Origin of the sequence: Stutzerimonas stutzeri (genome assembly GCF_002909485.1) — a bacterium.
GTDB classification, from domain to species: Bacteria; Pseudomonadota; Gammaproteobacteria; order Pseudomonadales; family Pseudomonadaceae; genus Stutzerimonas; species Stutzerimonas stutzeri_AH.
Genome location: NZ_PPXG01000003.1, coordinates 571,311 through 589,564, shown reverse-complemented (window position 1 = coordinate 589,564; position 18,254 = coordinate 571,311). Strand labels below are relative to the sequence as shown.

The 18,254-nt window shown below is 57.5% G+C and carries 17 protein-coding genes and 1 tRNA gene; 13 read left to right on the top strand and 5 right to left on the bottom strand.

What is annotated here, in order from left to right:
• The first annotated feature begins 53 nt into the window (after nucleotides 1-53).
• Complete coding sequence (locus tag CXK91_RS10175) at nucleotides 54-1,232, top strand: multifunctional CCA addition/repair protein (RefSeq protein ID WP_103456017.1); 1,179 nt, start codon at nucleotides 54-56, stop codon at nucleotides 1,230-1,232.
• Between the two features lie 9 nt (nucleotides 1,233-1,241).
• On the opposite strand, the gene folK is transcribed toward CXK91_RS10175, so the two are convergent.
• Both folK and folB read right to left on the bottom strand, forming a co-directional pair.
• Nucleotides 1,242-1,784: a 2-amino-4-hydroxy-6-hydroxymethyldihydropteridine diphosphokinase gene (folK, locus tag CXK91_RS10170; protein ID WP_103456016.1), complete on the bottom strand. Its 543-nt coding sequence runs from the start codon at nucleotides 1,782-1,784 to the stop codon at nucleotides 1,242-1,244.
• Complete coding sequence (folB, locus tag CXK91_RS10165; protein ID WP_058063682.1) at nucleotides 1,775-2,128, bottom strand: dihydroneopterin aldolase; 354 nt, start codon at nucleotides 2,126-2,128, stop codon at nucleotides 1,775-1,777. The genes folK and folB overlap by 10 nt, the downstream gene beginning before the upstream one ends.
• A 74-nt stretch (nucleotides 2,129-2,202) precedes the next feature.
• On the opposite strand from folB, the gene plsY reads away from it, so the two are divergent.
• Nucleotides 2,203-2,772 carry a glycerol-3-phosphate 1-O-acyltransferase PlsY gene (gene plsY, locus CXK91_RS10160; protein ID WP_103456015.1) on the top strand — a complete coding sequence of 190 codons (570 nt, stop codon included), beginning with the start codon at nucleotides 2,203-2,205 and terminating at the stop codon, nucleotides 2,770-2,772.
• Nucleotides 2,773-2,787: 15 nt separating this feature from the next.
• Here plsY and tsaD read toward each other — a convergent pair whose 3' ends face one another.
• Nucleotides 2,788-3,813 carry a tRNA (adenosine(37)-N6)-threonylcarbamoyltransferase complex transferase subunit TsaD gene (gene tsaD / locus CXK91_RS10155; protein WP_103456078.1) on the bottom strand — a complete coding sequence of 342 codons (1,026 nt, stop codon included), beginning with the start codon at nucleotides 3,811-3,813 and terminating at the stop codon, nucleotides 2,788-2,790.
• A 196-nt stretch (nucleotides 3,814-4,009) separates the two neighbouring features.
• Between tsaD and rpsU the strand changes: the two genes are divergently transcribed.
• From rpsU to CXK91_RS22585, 11 genes are all read left to right on the top strand, one after another.
• Nucleotides 4,010-4,225 (top strand): 30S ribosomal protein S21, encoded by a 216-nt coding sequence (rpsU, locus tag CXK91_RS10150; RefSeq protein ID WP_003283508.1) that lies wholly within the window; start codon nucleotides 4,010-4,012, stop codon nucleotides 4,223-4,225.
• Nucleotides 4,226-4,363: 138 nt separating this feature from the next.
• The gene (gene dnaG / locus CXK91_RS10145; RefSeq protein WP_103456014.1) at nucleotides 4,364-6,307 is read left to right on the top strand and encodes a DNA primase; all 1,944 of its coding nucleotides are present in this window, start codon (nucleotides 4,364-4,366) and stop codon (nucleotides 6,305-6,307) included.
• Between the two features lie 67 nt (nucleotides 6,308-6,374).
• Nucleotides 6,375-8,228: an RNA polymerase sigma factor RpoD gene (gene rpoD, locus CXK91_RS10140; RefSeq protein WP_103456013.1), complete on the top strand. Its 1,854-nt coding sequence runs from the start codon at nucleotides 6,375-6,377 to the stop codon at nucleotides 8,226-8,228.
• Between the two features lie 111 nt (nucleotides 8,229-8,339).
• Nucleotides 8,340-8,416: transfer RNA gene (locus CXK91_RS10135), tRNA-Ile, on the top strand.
• 345 nt (nucleotides 8,417-8,761) lie between these two features.
• The gene (locus CXK91_RS10130) at nucleotides 8,762-9,883 is read left to right on the top strand and encodes a Fic family protein (protein ID WP_103456012.1); all 1,122 of its coding nucleotides are present in this window, start codon (nucleotides 8,762-8,764) and stop codon (nucleotides 9,881-9,883) included.
• A gap of 112 nt (nucleotides 9,884-9,995) precedes the next feature.
• Entirely contained in the window at nucleotides 9,996-10,766 is a 771-nt protein-coding gene (locus tag CXK91_RS10125) for a nuclease-related domain-containing protein (protein ID WP_103456011.1), read from the top strand.
• Between the two features lie 31 nt (nucleotides 10,767-10,797).
• Nucleotides 10,798-11,199 carry a lysozyme inhibitor LprI family protein gene (locus CXK91_RS10120; protein ID WP_181003938.1) on the top strand — a complete coding sequence of 134 codons (402 nt, stop codon included), beginning with the start codon at nucleotides 10,798-10,800 and terminating at the stop codon, nucleotides 11,197-11,199.
• Between the two features lie 47 nt (nucleotides 11,200-11,246).
• Complete coding sequence (locus CXK91_RS10115) at nucleotides 11,247-12,167, top strand: restriction endonuclease (protein ID WP_103456010.1); 921 nt, start codon at nucleotides 11,247-11,249, stop codon at nucleotides 12,165-12,167.
• Nucleotides 12,168-12,266: 99 nt separating this feature from the next.
• Nucleotides 12,267-13,313: an SIR2 family protein gene (locus CXK91_RS10110; protein WP_103456009.1), complete on the top strand. Its 1,047-nt coding sequence runs from the start codon at nucleotides 12,267-12,269 to the stop codon at nucleotides 13,311-13,313.
• Complete coding sequence (locus tag CXK91_RS10105) at nucleotides 13,310-15,073, top strand: ATP-binding protein (protein WP_103456008.1); 1,764 nt, start codon at nucleotides 13,310-13,312, stop codon at nucleotides 15,071-15,073. The genes CXK91_RS10110 and CXK91_RS10105 overlap by 4 nt, the downstream gene beginning before the upstream one ends.
• A gap of 47 nt (nucleotides 15,074-15,120) precedes the next feature.
• The gene (locus CXK91_RS22585; RefSeq protein WP_146048127.1) at nucleotides 15,121-16,194 is read left to right on the top strand and encodes a hypothetical protein; all 1,074 of its coding nucleotides are present in this window, start codon (nucleotides 15,121-15,123) and stop codon (nucleotides 16,192-16,194) included.
• A gap of 410 nt (nucleotides 16,195-16,604) precedes the next feature.
• On the opposite strand, the gene CXK91_RS10100 is transcribed toward CXK91_RS22585, so the two are convergent.
• Both CXK91_RS10100 and CXK91_RS10095 read right to left on the bottom strand, forming a co-directional pair.
• Nucleotides 16,605-17,801: a type II toxin-antitoxin system HipA family toxin gene (locus CXK91_RS10100; protein ID WP_103456007.1), complete on the bottom strand. Its 1,197-nt coding sequence runs from the start codon at nucleotides 17,799-17,801 to the stop codon at nucleotides 16,605-16,607.
• Nucleotides 17,801-18,052: a helix-turn-helix transcriptional regulator gene (locus CXK91_RS10095; protein WP_102820714.1), complete on the bottom strand. Its 252-nt coding sequence runs from the start codon at nucleotides 18,050-18,052 to the stop codon at nucleotides 17,801-17,803. The genes CXK91_RS10100 and CXK91_RS10095 overlap by 1 nt, the downstream gene beginning before the upstream one ends.
• Nucleotides 18,053-18,254 lie beyond the last annotated feature (202 nt).

Sequence of the window (18,254 nt, the reverse complement as noted above, 5' to 3'; positions counted from 1 at the left end):
CGGCCTGTAGTCGACGTCGTTATCCTTTATCCTCCGCGCCAACGGAGGTGGACATGCAGATCTACAAAGTCGGCGGCGCAGTACGCGACCGCCTGTTGGGGCGCACGGTAAGCGAAGTGGACTGGCTGGTGGTCGGTGCTACACCGGAACAGATGCAGGCCCGCGGCTTCCGCCCGGTCGGTGCGGACTTTCCGGTATTCCTGCACCCGCAGACCGGCGAGGAGTACGCCCTGGCGCGCACCGAACGCAAAAGCGGTCGCGGCTATGGCGGGTTCACCTTCCATGCCAGTCCCGACGTCACGCTTGAAGAGGATCTGCAGCGCCGCGACCTCACCATCAACGCCATCGCCGAAGACGACCGTGGCCAGCTGATCGACCCCTACGGCGGCCAGCACGACCTGCAGGCGCGGCTGTTGCGTCACGTCTCCCCAGCCTTCGCCGAAGACCCACTGCGCGTGCTACGCGTGGCGCGCTTCGCTGCGCGCTACGCTGAGCTTGGCTTCCGTATTGCCGATGAGACGCTGCAGCTGATGCACCAGCTGGCGCGCTCTGGCGAGCTGTCGGCGCTGACGGCGGAACGCAGCTGGAAGGAGATTTCGCGTGCGCTGATGGAGCCGCGGCCTGATGTTTTTATTCAGGTGCTGCGAGACTGCGACGCGCTGGCCGAGTTGTTCCCAGAGCTGGCGGCGGCTTTCGTCACAGGAAACGCCGACGGTGAGCACGTGCTCGACACCCTGCGCCAGTGCGCCACGCACATGCAGCCGCTACCGGTGCGCTGGGCCTGCCTGCTGCTCGGCTGCGCGGTGCGGGCAGAAGGTCAGCAAGAACAGGCAACAGCGCTGCACATGATCGATACACTCAACCAGCGCAGCAAAGCTCCGAAGGACTGCCAGGAGCTGGCGACGCTACTCGGCAGGTACCACCACGATGCGTTCAATGCCCAGTCACTGCCAGCCGACGCGCTGCTGGACATGCTGCAGCACTTCGACATCTATCGCCGCCCGGAGCGATTCGAGCAATTCGTCGCTGCCTGCGAAATGACGGCATGGGCAAATGCTCGAAGCCCATCATTCCCCCAGGCCGATTTTCTTCGCGAAGCCGCCACCGCAGCTCGCACCGTAGCGGTCAAACCATTGCTGGACCAGGGCTTGAAGGGAGCCGAGCTGGGCAAGGCACTCAGTGCTGCCCGGCTCGAAGCCCTGCGCACGTATTGCCAGCAGAACGCGAAATAGTCTGGGGGCTCAGGCGGATTGCGGGGGATGGTCGCGGATCAGCTGCGGCGGTGTAAGCTCGATGCCGCGCCACTGAAACCGCACCGGCCAGAGTCGCTGGTCTATCGACGATTGCTCCCATAGCTCGGCAAAGCACCTCCCAGCCGCCGGATGCCGCAGGGTCGGCGCCAATAACGCCAGCGGCCAGAGCACGAATGCGTTTTTCAGAATCTCCGCGCGCGGCAGCAGCAATCCATCGAAATTGCCGACCAGCTCGTCATAAAGCAGCACGTCGATGTCCAGTGGCAGCCCTTTGCGGTCTGGGGCATAGCGACCGTTATCCGCCTCGATGAACTTGAGCCGGCGATCCAGTTCGGTCAGCGGCAACTCGGTATTGCCAGCCACCACCAGGTTGTAGAAATTATCGCCCTTGTAGCCTACTGCAAGGCTCTCGAATACCGGCGAGCACCGCATATCCTGGAGTAGCTCGGCCAACGCATCGAGCCCGGCATGCAGATGGTGATCGCGCTGGGCATTACTACCCAGGCCAAGCAGCACGGGATTCAGCGACATCCGCGTTCGATCTCCACACCCAGCGCACGGGCCCGCGCATTCACCCCGGGCTTGGTTACCCGCAGGCGTAGCCAGACGATGCCGAACTCGCTCATCAGCTTTTGTGCCAAGCGCTCGGCGAACGTCTCGACCAATTCGAAGCGAGCTTCGGCAGCAAAGCGATCGATGGTCGCCGCGACCTGGGCGTAATCTAGCGCCTTGTCCAGCTCGTCATGTTCGGCGGCCGGTCGTATGTCCCAGCCCAGCGTCAGGTCCAGATGCAGGCACTGTCTAATGCCCCGCTCCCAGTCATAGGCGCCGATTACCGTATCCACTTCCAGGCCTTCAATGAAGACTGTGTCCACGCAACGTTCTCCTACGGCACGACAAGCTTGAGACGCACCGTTAGACTCAAGGCTCCCTGCCCCGGATGGATTCCATGTTCTGGCTGCTGACATTGCTCGCGTACCTGATCGGCTCGCTGTCATTCGCCATACTGCTCAGCCGCCTGGCCGGAATGCCCGACCCGCGTGCCGGCGGCTCCGGCAATCCCGGGGCCACCAATATGCTTCGTCTGGCAGGCAAGCGACTGGCGATCTGCACGCTGTTCGGCGATCTGCTCAAGGGCTTGCTGCCCGTACTACTGGCCGCCTCGCTGGAAATGTCGATCCAGCAACAGGCCTGGATTGGGCTGGCCGCTGTGTGCGGCCATCTCTACCCGCTGTATTTCCGTTTCCGTGGCGGCAAGGGAGTGGCCACGGCCGCCGGCACCCTGCTCGCGCTTTATCCGCCGGCCGCGCTGCTGGCACTCGTTGCCTGGCTGGTGGTGTTTCGCCTGACCCGCACCAGCTCGCTGGCTGCCCTTATCGCCCTGCCGCTCTGCCTGCCACTGCTGGCCTGGCAGCAACCGGGCGCCCTGCTGCCGATGGGCCTGCTGGCTACGCTGATCGTCTGGCGACATCGCAGCAATGTGCGCGACCTCTTCGCCGGACGAGAACGACACTTCTGACCGCGCCAACGCTCATCAGATCGCCGGCAGTGTTTCCATTGACCAGCGTGGCTGCACGGTGATCGCCGGACCATCATGCTGACCGGCGAGCAAACGTTGACAGCCAGCGTAGGCGATCATCGCACCATTGTCGGTGCAGAAACGTGGCCGCGCATAGAAGACCCGCCCCTGGAGGTCGGCGAGCATTTTCTCCAAAGACTGACGTAGCGACTGGTTGGCACTGACCCCGCCGGCGATGACCAGCGACTTCAAACCTGTCTGCTTGAGAGCACGGCGACACTTGATGGTCAGGGTATCGACGACCGCCTGCTGGAATGCCAGGGCGATATCGCAACGGGTCTGCTCGGACTCGTCACCAGCGGCGCGGCATTGCTGCCAGGTATTGAGGGTGAACGTCTTCAAGCCGCTGAAACTGAAGTCCAGACCGGGACGATCAGTCATTGGCCGCGGGAAAAGGAAGCGACCCGGTGTGCCCCGCTCGGCCAGCAGAGCAATCTCCGGCCCACCGGGATAACGCAATCCCATGAGTTTCGCGGTTTTGTCGAAAGCTTCACCGGCTGCGTCGTCCACCGACTCGCCGAGTAGCTCGTACTGGCCGATACCATCCACGCGGACCAATTGCGTATGTCCGCCCGATACCAGCAAAGCGACGAACGGAAATGCTGGAGGCTGTGCTTCGAGCATCGGCGCCAATAGATGGCCTTCCATATGATGCACGCCGACAGCCGGCACGCCCCAGGCCAGCGCCAGCGCCTGCGCGCAAGAGGCACCAACCAATAGCGCACCGACCAGCCCGGGGCCGGCCGTATAGGCCACCGCATCGATCTGGCTGGCATCGCGGCCAGCCTCGCCCAGCACCTGACGAATCAGCGGCAACATGCGCTTCACGTGATCGCGGGAGGCCAGTTCAGGCACCACGCCGCCATAGACGCGGTGCAGATCGATCTGACTGAACAGCGCGTCAGCCAGCAAACCCTGCTCGCTGTCATACAAAGCGACACCGGTTTCATCACATGAAGTTTCCAGCCCTAGCACCAGCATGGGCACGACCCTTTCAAAGAAGCGAATGAAGCCGCGCATATTAATCGCCGGGGACAGCGACCGACCAGCGCTTTTCGTTCAGGGGCTTTGCATTCCAAGCGGCAAGGCGTTAACATCCGCAACCCTTAAAACCAGCGTGCTCGCGATATTTGCCGAAGCGCGTTGTAACCGGTAAACAAGTGAAGGTACGTCCTGGATGCCCAACGTTAAAGTCAAAGAGAACGAACCATTCGACGTAGCTCTGCGTCGCTTCAAGCGTTCTTGCGAAAAGGCCGGTGTTCTGGCCGAAGTCCGCAGCCGTGAGTTCTACGAGAAGCCTACTGCTGAGCGCAAGCGTAAAGCTGCTGCCGCAGTCAAGCGTCACGCCAAGAAAGTGCAGCGCGAGCAGCGCCGCAGCGTTCGTCTGTACTAATCCAGTACAGCTGACGCCGCATCAAGCCCGGCTCAGGCCGGGCTTTGCATTGCATGCATACTCCGCTTCGCCAGCCGGCGAAAGGCCGGAGTTTTTTCATTTCCGGCTCATGCAATGCGAGCGTAATCTGACACCCCTATGGCCGGCCTGATCCCCCAATCCTTCATCGATGACCTGCTCAACCGCTCCGACATCGTCGAAGTGGTCGGTTCGCGCATCCAGCTAAAAAAGGCCGGCAAAAACTACAGCGCGCTCTGCCCCTTTCACAAAGAAAAGACACCGTCATTCAGCGTCAGCCCCGACAAGCAGTTCTATTACTGTTTCGGCTGCGGCGCTGGCGGCAATGCGCTCGGCTTTGTCATGGACCACGACCAGCTGGATTTCCCCCAGGCCGTCGAGGAACTGGCCAAGCGCGCCGGAATGGAAGTCCCTCATGAGGATAGCGGCCGCAAGCACAAGCCGCGACAACCGGTCGACTCGCCGCTCTACCCGCTGCTGGCTGCCGCCGCCGACTACTATCGCCAGGCCCTGAAGAGCCACTCGACCCGAAAATCAGCGGTGGAGTATCTCAAGGGCCGCGGACTGTCCGGCGTGATCGCTAGGGATTTCGGGCTCGGCTTCGCCCCGCCCGGCTGGGACAACCTGATGAAGCACCTCGGGGGCGATGCATTGCAGCAAAAGGCCCTGATCGATGCCGGCCTGCTGATCGAGAATGCCGAAAACGGCAAACGCTACGACCGCTTCCGCGACCGCGTGATGTTTCCCATCCGCGACAGCCGCGGACGGGTCATCGCCTTTGGTGGTCGAGTCCTGGGGGATGACAAGCCCAAATACCTGAACTCGCCGGAAACCCCGGTGTTTCATAAGGGCCAGGAACTCTACGGCCTCTACGAAGCTCGTCAGGCCAACCGCGATCTCGACGAGATCATGGTGGTCGAAGGCTACATGGATGTCATCGCCCTGGCCCAGCAAGGCCTGCGCAATGCCGTCGCCACCCTCGGCACCGCGACAAGCGAAGAACACCTCAAGCGGCTATTCCGTATAGTGCCCAGCGTGCTGTTCTGCTTTGACGGCGACGCAGCTGGGCGCAAGGCCGCTTGGCGCGCACTGGAAGCCACATTGCCGAATCTGCAGGATGGCCGCCGGGCACGCTTTCTGTTCCTGCCTGACGGCGAAGACCCGGACACCCTCGTTCGTGCCGAGGGCACCGATGCGTTTCGGGCACGCATCCAGCAGCACTCGCAGCCACTGGCCGACTACTTTTTCCAGCAACTGAGTGACGAGGCCGATCCGCGCTCATTGGAAGGCAAGGCCCACCTGGCCACGCTCGCAGCACCGCTTATCGAAAAGATTCCCGGTGCAAACCTGCGCGCCTTGATGCGCCAGCGTCTCGCCGAGATCACCGGCCTGAATGGGGAAGCACTGCAGCATATGGCAGCAGCGCCAGCCACCGCACCCAGCAACAACTCGGCCGAATACGACGACACCGCCTATTACGACACGGGTTCGCACTACGCCGAAACCGACTACTTCCAACCTCCCGAAGCGCCCAAGCCACAACGCGGCGGAAAAAAGGAATGGAAGAAAGACTGGAAAAAATCCGGGCAGCGACCAGACTTCACCCCTCGCGGCCCGCGCACGCCTACAGCTGTCGAGCCGCCGGCGCTGACCACATTGCGCACCCTGCTGCATCACCCGGAACTGGCACAGAAAGTCGAAGATGTCAGCCATTTCGCAGCAGAAGACGACACCTATGCCCAGCTGCTGGTAGCGCTGCTTGGGGCACTGCAGAAGAATCCCAAACTGCGCAGCCTGCAGCTGATCGCCCGCTGGCATGGCACCGACCAGGGTCGACTTTTACGTGCACTTGCCGAGAAAGAATGGCTGATCTCTGCCGATAACCTTGAACAGCAGTTTTTCGACACCATTAATAGCCTTGCCGCCAGACAGCGGGAACGGCGCCTCGAAAGTCTGCTACGCAAAGCTCGGCAAGGTGAACTCAGCGCAGAGGAAAAAGACCAACTGCGTAACCTATTGAGCCGTAACGCAATACCCGCTACACCGACCTCAACTGGCGTCTGAGGTCCTTGCTCGGCTATAATGCTCAGCTTGTTTTCAGCCCGCCAGAACCTTCAGTGGATAGGGTTATATGTCCGGAAAAGCGCAACAGCAGTCTCGCCTCAAAGAGTTGATCCAGCGTGGTCGTGAGCAGGGTTACCTGACTTACGCCGAGGTCAACGACCACCTACCGGAGGATATTTCCGATCCGGAACAGGTGGAAGACATCATTCGCATGATCAACGACATGGGCATCAATGTATTCGAGGTTGCCCCGGATGCCGATGCCCTATTGTTGGCCGAAGCCGATACCGATGAAGCCGCTGCCGAGGAGGCCGCGGCCGCACTCGCTGCGGTCGAAACCGACATCGGTCGCACCACCGACCCCGTGCGCATGTACATGCGTGAAATGGGCACCGTTGAATTGCTTACCCGCGAAGGCGAGATCGAAATCGCCAAACGCATCGAGGAAGGCATTCGCGAAGTGATGAGCGCCATCGCTCACTTCCCCGGCACCGTCGACAGCATCCTCGCAGATTACGAGCGTGTAACGACCGAAGGTGGCCGTCTATCCGACATCCTCAGTGGTTACATCGACCCTGACGACGACGGCGCCGCCGGCCCGCAGGAAGTCGAACCCGAAGCCCCGAAGGCCCCCGCGAAAGCGGCGACCGACGACAAGGACGACGAGGAAGAGGACGACTCCGACAGCGAAGAGGAAGAAGGCGACGGCGGTCCGGATCCAGAAGTTGCACGTCTGCGTTTTGGCGCAGTTGCAGAACAGCTGGAAAAGGCCAACAAGGCGCTCAAGAAGCATGGTCGCGCCAGCCAGCAGGCCGTCGAGGAGCTCGAAGCCCTCGCCATCCTGTTCATGCCGATCAAGCTCGTACCCAAGCAGTACGATGCGCTGGTCGAGCGTGTGCGCAATGCCCTGAACCAGATCCGTATTCAGGAACGCGCCATCATGCAGCTGTGCGTGCGTGATGCCCGCATGCCGCGTGCCGACTTCCTGCGTCAGTTCCCGAGCAACGAGATCAACCTCGACTGGGCTGACCAGCTAGCGAGTGGCAAAGGCAAATACGCCGAAGCTATCGGCAATCGCAAGGAAGACATCCAGCGCTGCCAGCAGAAGCTGATCGAGCTGCAGCAGGAATGCAACCTGGCAATTGCTGACATCAAGGACATCAACCGTCGCATGTCCATCGGTGAGGCCAAGGCCCGCCGGGCGAAGAAAGAAATGGTCGAGGCCAACCTGCGCCTGGTCATCTCCATTGCCAAGAAGTACACCAATCGCGGCCTGCAATTCCTCGATCTGATTCAGGAAGGCAACATTGGCCTGATGAAGGCGGTGGACAAGTTCGAATACCGTCGCGGTTACAAGTTCTCGACCTACGCCACCTGGTGGATTCGCCAGGCGATCACTCGCTCCATTGCCGACCAGGCGCGGACCATCCGTATCCCGGTGCACATGATCGAGACGATCAACAAGCTCAACCGCATCTCCCGTCAGATGCTGCAGGAAATGGGTCGCGAACCCACACCTGAGGAGCTTGGCGAGCGCATGGAAATGCCCGAGGACAAGATCCGCAAGGTACTGAAGATCGCCAAAGAACCGATCTCCATGGAAACGCCAATCGGTGACGACGAAGACTCGCACCTGGGCGATTTCATCGAAGACTCGGCCATGCAGTCGCCGATCGACGTAGCTACCGTGGAAAGCCTCAAGGAAGCGACTCGCGAAGTACTTTCCGGCCTCACAGCTCGTGAAGCCAAGGTACTGCGCATGCGCTTCGGCATCGACATGAACACCGACCACACCCTTGAGGAAGTCGGCAAACAGTTCGATGTCACCCGCGAGCGAATCCGCCAGATAGAAGCCAAGGCACTGCGCAAGCTGCGCCACCCGACGAGAAGCGAGCATCTGCGCTCCTTCCTCGACGAGTAAGACCAGAACCCCCGGCATGCCGGGGGTTCTTTTTTATGCAACATCACGCTCAAGCAGCCACCTTCGATTGGCGCAGCCGCTACACGCCGGTATAATCCGCCGGCCTTCTGGGGGCCTATAGCTCAGTTGGTTAGAGCAGAGGACTCATAATCCTTTGGTCCACGGTTCGAGTCCGTGTGGGCCCACCACCTTTAAAGCCGCGCATTGCGCGGCTTTTTCTTGCGCGATGGAAAAGCGGCTCGGCGTTAGCCGGTGTTACTAGACGTCGATAAACAGGGCGCACGACCTTGCCGGTCGCCGCAAGAAACCGGTCGACTATAGATGCTCAGCCATCGAGACGACGCGCTTACAACATCGCGCCAGCTTGCCTCTCGATTGCTTCGGCCATTCATTGCGCGCGCAGCAACCAGATCAACAGTTGAACCACGAACGCTGCGCTAGCCCCATTAGACAGTGAGCCGAATAGCCGGCATTATCGGCTCACGGAATGAGCCGAATAGGCTCGCTAATCGGCTCACAGACGAACGACCTTTATGAATGATCCCCTCTGGATCTGGCAGCAGCCCAATTGGCCACACTTCAGCTGGCAAGCCGAAGCGCTTGCACCGCTACTGCGTGCTTGCGGTCAGGCTCAGGGACGTTTGTTAGGAATGCTCGGCGCAGTGGGGAGTGACACCGAAGTGCAGAGCAATCTGGATGCCATGCTGCAGAACATCGTCACCTCTTCAGCCATCGAGGGAGAGCAGCTGAATGTTGGCTCGGTGCGCTCATCACTGGCGCGACGCCTGGGGCTGAATGAAGAAGGCCGCACCACCTCACGCTCCGAAGGCCTGGCGGAACTGCTGCTCGATGCCACCCGCGCGCATCAACAGCCGCTGGACGAGCAGCGACTGTTCACCTGGCACCGATGGTTATTCCCCAGCGATGACCAAATGCTGGCTAGACCACTACACATCGGAGCACTGCGCGGCGAAGAGCCCATGCAGGTGGTTTCCGGTCGCCTCGACCGCCCTACCGTGCACTTCGAAGCCCCTCCCCGCTCAGGGCTGGAAAAGCAACTGGCCGACTTCTTCGCCTGGTTCGAAAGCAGCCGCAGCGATGCCAGCCTCGATCCCTTTCTGCGCGCCGGCATTGCGCACTTCTGGTTCGTCACCCTGCACCCCTTCGACGACGGCAATGGTCGCCTTACCCGGGCCATCACCGACCTGGCGCTGGCTCAGTGCGAACAACAGGCCATCCGCTTTTACGCGATGTCAGCGAGCATCCTCGATGACCGCGCTGGCTATTACCACATCCTCGAAGCCACCCAGAAAGGCACGCTGAATATCACAGCCTGGCTGCAATGGTTCCTCGAAACGCTGCTCAAGAGCCTGGAGCAGGCGCTAGTTCGCATCGACTGTGTACTGGTCAAGGCACGCTTCTGGCAGGATCACCGCAGCCAGGCCTTGTCTGCCGAGCAGATCAAAGTGCTTAACCGTCTTCTTGATGGCGGCGAGAGAGGTTTCGAAAACGGCATCAGCGCCGCCCAATACCAGGCCGTGGCCAAGGTCTCGAAGGCCACCGCCACGCGCCATCTGAGCAATCTTGTTGAGAAGGGCTGCCTTGCCCGCCTACCCGGAGGCGGACGCAGCACGCGCTACCAAATACAGCACTAAGCAAACGTCCCCCAGCGACGAAGCAGCGCACCAGAAGCAGCGCGACACTATCGTGCCATTACGCCAAGTTTCGGTACTATCCGGTTAATTCAGGATTACCCAGGGACAGGAAATGGACTTCACTCCGATTATCGCGCAGGTCTGGGGCAGGCTCGGTTGGGTTATCCCGCTGATGCTGCTGATCGGCCTGCTCAAGTCGCCTTGGGCCAAGGGTCATATTGGCGAACTCCTGGTGCGACTGTTTGCCCATTGGCAGTTGGACAAGCAGACCTATCGCCGCCTGCACAACGTCACGCTAAACACGCCAGACGGCACCACGCAGATCGACCACGTATTCCTCTCGCCCTACGGCATCTTCGTGCTGGAAACGAAGAACATGAGCGGCTGGATCTTCGGCAGCGAGAAGCAGGCGCAGTGGACGCAGAAGCTCTACAAACGCACCTTCAAATTCCAGAACCCGCTACGGCAGAACTACAAGCACCTCAAGGCACTGGAAGCCACCCTTGGCGTTAACCCCGAGCACCTGCACTCGGTCATCACTTTTGTCGGCGGCAGCAGCTTCAAAACTGAAGTGCCGGCCAACGTGACCCAGGGCATCGGCTTTATCCGCTATATCAAGTCCTTCCAGCAGCCGCTATTCAGCGAGGCTGAAGTCGACGCCATGCTCCACGCCCTGCAAACCGGCCGCCGCGCACCAACCCTCGCCACCCACCGCGAGCACGTGCAGAACCTCAAGCGCCGGAGTGATCCGACAGCCGAGCGGCAATGCCCGAAATGCGGTAGTACGCTGCTGATTCGTACTGTGAAATCAGGGGCGAAAGCGGGGCAACAGTTTTGGGGATGCTCGGCATTTCCCAAGTGCAGAACTATGCAAAGCCTTTAACGCCCATCCATTGATACGCAGGACGCTCATCATGCACTCAAGCAAAAACTGGCTTTTGACGATTGCCGTTATGACGCTCAGCGCTGGCGCACAGGCAGCAAATGATGGCTACAGCACCACCTACAGCGCCTGCATGGATGAGTCCGGCGGTGTGACGATGAATATGCTCGATTGCATGGGCAGTGAGACGGCACAGCAAGACGCCCGTCTGAACCAAAACTACAAAACCGCCATGCAAGCGCTTACACCCGCCCAGCAAACACAACTGCGCGACGCGCAGCGGCTTTGGATCAAATTCCGCGATGCCGACTGCGCCCTACTCGGCAGCCTCACGGGCGGCAGCATCGACCGCATTAACAGCGCCTCGTGTTTTATGGATATGACCAAGCAACGTGCCGATGGCCTTGAGCGCTTAGTCGAGCCGAGCCTGTGACTCCAGATCGACACTAACAACACATTCACCTTGCTCCTGGAACTGCAATGTCTGTCCCTACCTACGACCAGTTTATTGAGCCGATCCTGCGCTACCTGGCCGCTACGCCCGAAGGCGCGACAGCACGTGACGCCCACGAAGCCGCAGCCGATGCGCTGAACCTGTCGGAGGCTCAGCGCCAAGAGCTTATTGCCAGCGGCCAGGCCACCTACAAAAACCGTGCAGGCTGGGCCCATGACCGCCTCAAACGAGCCGGCCTGTCCAGCAGTGCCAAGCGTGGGTATTGGAAGCTGACCGACGCAGGCATTACCTATGCCGTCCAGCACCCCGCCCCTCTGACTGCGGATAAGGTCGAACAGCTCGCCATCGGCTTTATGGACGTCAAACTCAAAAGTCCGACCGACGCCATCCCCCTCGATGGGCAAGAACAGCCTGCACCGGCACTCAGTTCAGCCACGGTTAGCCCTGACGACCGACTGGAGCAGGCTCTACGTGAACTACGCGAAGCGACTGCAGCCGACCTGCTGGATAACCTTCTGCAAGTCAGCCCCAACCGCTTTGAAGTCATCGTGCTGGATGTGCTGCACAGCCTTGGCTACGGCGCTAGCCGCAACGACCTGCAGCGCGTTGGCGGCAGCGGCGATGGCGGTATCGACGGAGTGATCTCTCTCGACAAGCTCGGCCTAGAAAAGGTTTACGTCCAAGCCAAACGCTGGCAAGGCACGGTTGGTCGGCCAGAGTTGCAGGCCTTCTATGGCGCTCTTGCAGGTCAAAAGGCCAAGCGTGGCGTGTTTATCACCACTTCAGGCTTCACCGCCCAAGCCATCGATTTTACCCGCTCAGTGGAGGGCATGGTGCTGGTTGATGGCAGTCGACTGGTCAACCTGATGATGGATCATGAGGTCGGCGTGACATCACGCCTGCTCAGATTACCGAAGCTAGATAGCGATTACTTCGATGAGGAGTGAACCCAAATCGTCTCCCTATCACTTGCAGCTAGTGATTGATCACTCGGACGGCCATTGCTTAGGGAACGATATGCCAGCAATAGACGGTTAAGGAAAAAAATGGACCTACATACAGTGAAGGCCCGCCTGCAGGCTCATTTAAGTGATGGGCTTGTCACTATTGTGGGGTCAGGACTTTCTTGTGCAGAAGGCCTGCCTGGTATGGGAGAGCTTGCTGATCACCTGCTCGCCATCGTTGGTAATGCATTGACCGGCGCTGACGCTGCTGCGTGGACGGCCGCGGCGCAGCTTATAACTGCCAAAGGCTTGGAAGCAGCGTTATTAGCTGCGCCACCCACACCGCTGCTTGAGGCATCGATATCGACCGAAACGGGCCAACTTATATCAGAGCGGGAACGCACCGTCGTTTCTGAGGTATTTGCAGGGACTCGAGCACTGCGGTTGACACGACTGCTGACCCACTTAATAAAACCAGCAACAGGCATGGTAATCGTAACGACAAATTATGATCGCCTCGTCGAAATAGCTGTAGAGGAGGCGGGTATTGGTGCAGATACAATGTTCGTCGGACGCTTTGCGGGGCAGCTAAACGAACGCGAGAGTCGAATGAGTTTCTGTCGCGAGGCAACGGTAAAGCCCCGGACAAAAACAGTTTCACTGCAGTACCGTTCACGAGCACTAATCTGTAAACCGCATGGAAGTCTTGATTGGTATGTTCGGGCTGGCCGTCCTGTCTTCTATGCTGGTGACCTACCGGGAGCTACTCGACTAATTATTACTCCAGGTCAGAATAAATTTAGAAACGGCTATGAAAGCCCATTCGACCTTCATCGCACACGGGCTAATGATGCAATTGATCGTGCTGGCCGCTACTTGATTCTTGGCTACGGATTCAATGATGACCATCTTGAAACACACCTGACACCTGGCATTAAAAGTGGCAAGCCCACGCTGATGCTCACGCGATCGTTGTCGCACACAGCAAGAAAACTTGCGCTCTCGCACTCCAATGTAATAACACTCGAATACTCAACAGTGGATGGGATCGAAGGTACAGCTGCCATTATTGAAAAAAAGGAGTTCTTCTTTCCGAACACCGGAATGTGGGACGTAGGTTTATTTGTAACGGAGGTTTTAGAACCATGACAGCTACTCCCGCCGCGCTGAAATTTGCTGATGCTGACTTGTTGGGTCGAGTTTCTTCTGTTGATACAAGCCGGGTCGCTATCGATGTTTCGAACGCCACACTGCTAACACGAATTGGCATCGGTAATCTCATCGCTATTAAAGGCAGCACTGAACGTGAATTCCTAATCGCGATTGCCGAGCGCGTTAGACGAACGCTGAGCGATGACCTTCCTGACGAGCTCCCTCCTGAGGGTGAAGAGCTGTCTCTAACGGCCTTACCAACAGACACGGTTCGGGGCGCACTGATTGGAACCTTTCGGACAGTCGACGGGGTCAAGAGCAACACGTTTAAACGAGGAGCTGATAGCTTTCCGCAGATCGATCGAGAGTGCTATGTAATTGAGGGTGCGAACCTTCAACGATTCATGGGCATCCTTGGTGCGGATTACCCTGAAAACGAACGTTTGAAGTTGGGGGTCTTTGTCGCTGACCGCACAGCTGAAGCGATTGTTAGCGGCGACAAATTCTTTCAGCGGCATGCAGCAATTCTGGGTAGTACAGGCTCAGGTAAAAGCTATGCAGTGGCGCTAATTCTGGAGCGCGCAGCTCAACTCAAGTACCCGAATATTATTGTTTTTGATATGCATGGGGAATATGCCCCACTCGCCGATGTACCCAACGACGGCTTCGCGACACGCCTGCGCATCGCCGGGCCTGGTGATTTGGCAACCCCAAGTGACGATGCATTGTTCCTACCTTACTGGTTGCTGAATCGCGACGAGATGTTGTCGATGATTCTCGACCGCAGCGACCAAAACGCACCGAATCAAGCGTCAAGATTCACGTCTCATGTACGTGCATTGAAGCAGAAAACCCTTGAAACTGAGGGTCAGGTCGATGTGGCGAAGACTTTCACCGTAGACTCACCAATACCCTATGCTATCGACGATCTGCTTGCCGTTCTGAACACAGACAACACTACAAAGGGTGTAGGAAAGAACGGTGCACCGATCATAGGAGAGTGGGAAAACAAGCTGACTCGTTTCATATCAAGAATGGAAGCAAAGCTTGATGACCGCCGCTACGGATTCATGTTCACGCCCCCTGCAGTAGCAAATACGTATGGGTGGTTGGCAGCGCAAATCGTCCGACTCCTTGGTGCGGCAGGCGGTCAAGGCATCAAGATCATCGACTTTTCAGAAGTACCTTCTGATGTATTGCCAGTGGTAACTGGGACACTAGCGCGACTGCTGTATGACGTGCAGTTCTGGATGGCCGCAGAGAAGCGCACCCCCGTTACTTTGCTGTGTGACGAAGCTCATCTGTACTTACCCGTTCGCGACGATGCTGATGCAGTTCAACGGCAAGCCCTCGGAGCTTTCGAGAGAATTGCCAAAGAGGGGCGAAAGTATGGTTTTTCACTACTTGTAGTCAGTCAACGCCCCTCAGATGTCAGTCGAACCATTTTGAGTCAGTGCAACAACTTTCTATCGCTTCGGCTCACAAACGATACGGATCAAAGCGTCATCAAACGATTGATGCCTGATTCTCTAGCTGGGTTAACCAGCATTCTTCCCCTACTGGACACAGGCGAGGCGTTGATGCTTGGTGACGCAGTACTTTTACCATCACGCATCAAATTAGATTTACCGACTATCAAGCCAGACAGTGCAACTAGGGACTTCTGGAAAGACTGGGGCTCTCAAGCACCTGATGTAGCAGCGCTAACTAAAGCTGTGGAATCACTGAGAAGCCAAACTAGAAACTCAGGAACTTGACTCCCCAATAAGAACAAGTAATTTATTTACCGCGCAAGGAGAAGAGCATGGGAATACTTGACTTTCGAGAAATCGCCTCACCCAATCGAAATTACACAAAGTCATCAAACAACAAGGTCGGCAAATCAAATTCGGTAGATGACTTTGAACTATTCGCTCAAGAATTTTTCTTGACTGTAAAGAAGATGACTATTTTTAAGTCAGTCTCTAACGGCCCTGACGATGGAATTGACCTTGGTGTTGAAAGTTCCTCAGATGGAACACGATGGCTCGTTAGCTGCAAGCACTATGCTCACTCTGATCAACCAGTTAGCAGGGAAGAGAGCATCATCGAGAGAGTAAGAGATTGGGATTGTGATGGCTTCATTGCCTTCTATACAACGGCCCCAAGTACGACGGTTGACAGCCGTCTATCTGGAGCCGAGAAGCATAAAATAAAAGTAATCCGGTATACGAAAGAAGCGATAGAGCACGAACTACTCAACTCAGCACACGGAACAGCTCTTGCTGCGCGCTATTTCCCAACGTCAATGACAAATCACTACGGGACAATTATAAAGACTATTCAGCACATTACTCCAGAAGACGTATTATTTGAAGGTAACATAGCCAAATATGGCAACCATTCTCTACCATTACAAAACCCATCACAGGCAACAATTCAAGAAGCCAAAGAAAGAATTGCAAACTACGAAAACCTTATAAAGACATCCATCCAGCAAAAACCTTATTTCGATAAAGCCTGCCGTGACGCAGCCGAACTCCATCCAAAATATTTCATAAAAAAAACATTAGGAACAGGAAAAACCACATACACCCCGAAGTGGAATAGTTTAAGGCTGAGCCTTGAGAAACTGTCAACCATATACTTCATAAATGCAGCCTGGTCATTTTGGGATGACAGCAAAGCAAATAAATCTATTGCGGAAGCCCTGGCGCTTCGCAGCACACACTCTCACCCACCACACATAAAGAGCCTGAAAGTTCTAAAGAAAAGTGAACAATTCATAGATGAGCTAAATTCTTACAAATCAAGAAAACTATTAACGCCATACATAATAAGTAAAAAGCTTCCAGAAAATATGCGCGATATAATTGGCAGGCTTTTCCTCTACGGATAAGCCCACATCAAAAACTTCTGTAGAGCTACCCTCTACGCGCCCCCTCATCGCTCTCGCTGAAGGAGCTTTCGAGCCAATCACATGACCGGCACAGGTTCATCGAAAGGTGAATAGCCTGATGGGAAATCAAAACCTGACCGTTTCGCGGTACAAAAAACAGTACACCAGCGGTACAGCGCCCAGCTTCCACCCCCCTCGCCAAATTACGCTCAACCCCAGTAACGACGCTACTTTCAGCTCACTGTACCTGCGTTAAGCTACGCACGATTTCACTGGGCTTGCAGGGTTTCCAGGCAACTCATAATCCTTTGGTCCACGGTTCGAGTCCGTGTGGGCTCACCACTTTTAAAGCCGCGCACTGCGCGGCTTTTTCGTATCAGTCGGCACTCTCTGGAGTCGCCCCAAGCGAGCTAGCCAAACGTCTGCATAAACGGCTCAGCACCCTGCCTAATCGCCGCGACGACATGCGGCGCCTGCTCGGCCAGCTCAGTTGAGCGTGCAAGTACCCGCTCCAATGCTTGCAACTGCTCGCGGATCACTTCATCTGGCCGCGCCACGTCACAGACTTGAGCAAACTCCAGCAGCCCTTGGCGCGACGCAAAGAGAGACTTGTTGCCTACCAGATCCAGCGCCAATACGTCCTCTGGAATATAGGCCGTGGTATTGACGATATCGTAGGCCGGGGCGAGTCGCGCATCGCGCTGGGTCGGGTCGGAATACAGCAGCCCAAAGTTCTTCAGATGGGCGTCGCCGTTTCCGACAATGCAGCTCAGGGCCACGATGGCGAATAGCTGCGCCAGTGAGCCCTGTATCTGCTCGGGCGGGCAGAACAGGCGGATGGCCTTGGCGATGGCCGAATAGCTCTTGCTGTACTTTTGCTCCGCAGCCAGCCCCATCAATGCCGCCATATCCTCGAAACCGATTGGGTTGAGCTGCTTATCCCTGTCGAAGCGGCGCATAACGAACAACTTGGCATTGGCGGAGAGGTAGAACTCCGGCACTGCAATGCCCGCCTCCTTGGCCACGGACATGCAAAGGAACTCGTTGATCGCCAGCCCTGGGAACTCGTCCCGACCGCTCTTGATGATCAGGTCAGAGGTTTTCGAGGTGAAGCGCTGTGGCGCCGAATCCGGATGCTCTGGCACCAGCACCTTTGGCTGCACGCCCGATATGCCGGCACGCAGGATGTAGCGATCCACCAGCCCGGCGAAAATATCTTCTGCACCGTCCCAGGCGAGGATTTCTTCGAGTTTTTCTCCGGGGAACTGCTGCCTGCGCAACAGCGCATCGACCTCAGGCGAGCTGACCGCCACCCGCCCGATAGGCGAACTGCTACCAGACAGCGCCAACAGCAACATCGGGTCGACGTTCACCACCTTGGCCAGGCGGTTGCGTAGCTGCTCCAGGACGTACCCTTCCGGCAGGTTCATCTGGAAAATGGGGTGCAGATCCCGATGGCGGTATTCGTCCAGGCGCACCGGCATTAGCAAGCTGATGGCGGCTTTTGCTTCTGCGTCCTCGCGGTAGCGGAACAGATAGTCTCCGGCGCTGGCAAGAATCTTCCCGCTGTCACCCTCTGGCGTTGCAACCTGCAGCACGGCTGTCATCAGTCGAATACTCCGTGGATTTCATCAAGCGTGGGCATGGCTGCAGGCACTACATTTAGCTCAGCGTCGAGGGCTGCCAGCACTCGCGCATAGGCAATCATCCCCACCGAGAGGTCGCCCTTCTCGATGGCGATAACCTTTTGCCGGGTGATGCCGGCCAGGGAAGCGAGCGCGGCCTGAGTCAGCCCGCGATTGAGACGGCGCTGCCGAAGCTGCTCGCCGAGGCGCAGCGTGATGAGGGAGTAGTCCATGTTCCGTATACGCGACAATTCATATGAAATGTAACGTATACCTGACTAGCTGAGAAATCAAAGATATTTGGCTTGCTCAACTCCAAGAAGCGGCGCTACGACTGCGTTGGCGGTAGGTTTCCAGCACCTGCTGATAGTTCTCTCCGCTCGCGCCAGGTGGTTGAGTCCGTGTGCGCCCACCACCATCAAAGCCGCGCGGTGC

Excerpts from the sequence above, each read along its gene's own strand:
- CXK91_RS10125 (WP_103456011.1), top strand. The coding sequence starts at position 9,996 with ATGGACTTCACTCCGATTATCGCGCAGGTCTGGGGCAGGCTCGGTTGG.
- tsaD (WP_103456078.1), bottom strand. The coding sequence starts at position 3,813 with ATGCTGGTGCTAGGGCTGGAAACTTCATGTGATGAAACCGGTGTCGCT.
- CXK91_RS10120 (WP_181003938.1), top strand. The coding sequence starts at position 10,798 with ATGCACTCAAGCAAAAACTGGCTTTTGACGATTGCCGTTATGACGCTC.
- CXK91_RS10095 (WP_102820714.1), bottom strand. The coding sequence starts at position 18,052 with ATGGACTACTCCCTCATCACGCTGCGCCTCGGCGAGCAGCTTCGGCAG.
- dnaG (WP_103456014.1), top strand. The coding sequence starts at position 4,364 with ATGGCCGGCCTGATCCCCCAATCCTTCATCGATGACCTGCTCAACCGC.
- CXK91_RS10105 (WP_103456008.1), top strand. The coding sequence starts at position 13,310 with ATGACAGCTACTCCCGCCGCGCTGAAATTTGCTGATGCTGACTTGTTG.
- plsY (WP_103456015.1), top strand. The coding sequence starts at position 2,203 with ATGTTCTGGCTGCTGACATTGCTCGCGTACCTGATCGGCTCGCTGTCA.
- CXK91_RS10130 (WP_103456012.1), top strand. The coding sequence starts at position 8,762 with ATGAATGATCCCCTCTGGATCTGGCAGCAGCCCAATTGGCCACACTTC.
- rpsU (WP_003283508.1), top strand. The coding sequence starts at position 4,010 with ATGCCCAACGTTAAAGTCAAAGAGAACGAACCATTCGACGTAGCTCTG.
- rpoD (WP_103456013.1), top strand. The coding sequence starts at position 6,375 with ATGTCCGGAAAAGCGCAACAGCAGTCTCGCCTCAAAGAGTTGATCCAG.
- CXK91_RS10115 (WP_103456010.1), top strand. The coding sequence starts at position 11,247 with ATGTCTGTCCCTACCTACGACCAGTTTATTGAGCCGATCCTGCGCTAC.
- CXK91_RS22585 (WP_146048127.1), top strand. The coding sequence starts at position 15,121 with ATGGGAATACTTGACTTTCGAGAAATCGCCTCACCCAATCGAAATTAC.
- folK (WP_103456016.1), bottom strand. The coding sequence starts at position 1,784 with ATGTCGCTGAATCCCGTGCTGCTTGGCCTGGGTAGTAATGCCCAGCGC.
- CXK91_RS10110 (WP_103456009.1), top strand. The coding sequence starts at position 12,267 with ATGGACCTACATACAGTGAAGGCCCGCCTGCAGGCTCATTTAAGTGAT.
- CXK91_RS10100 (WP_103456007.1), bottom strand. The coding sequence starts at position 17,801 with ATGACAGCCGTGCTGCAGGTTGCAACGCCAGAGGGTGACAGCGGGAAG.
- CXK91_RS10175 (WP_103456017.1), top strand. The coding sequence starts at position 54 with ATGCAGATCTACAAAGTCGGCGGCGCAGTACGCGACCGCCTGTTGGGG.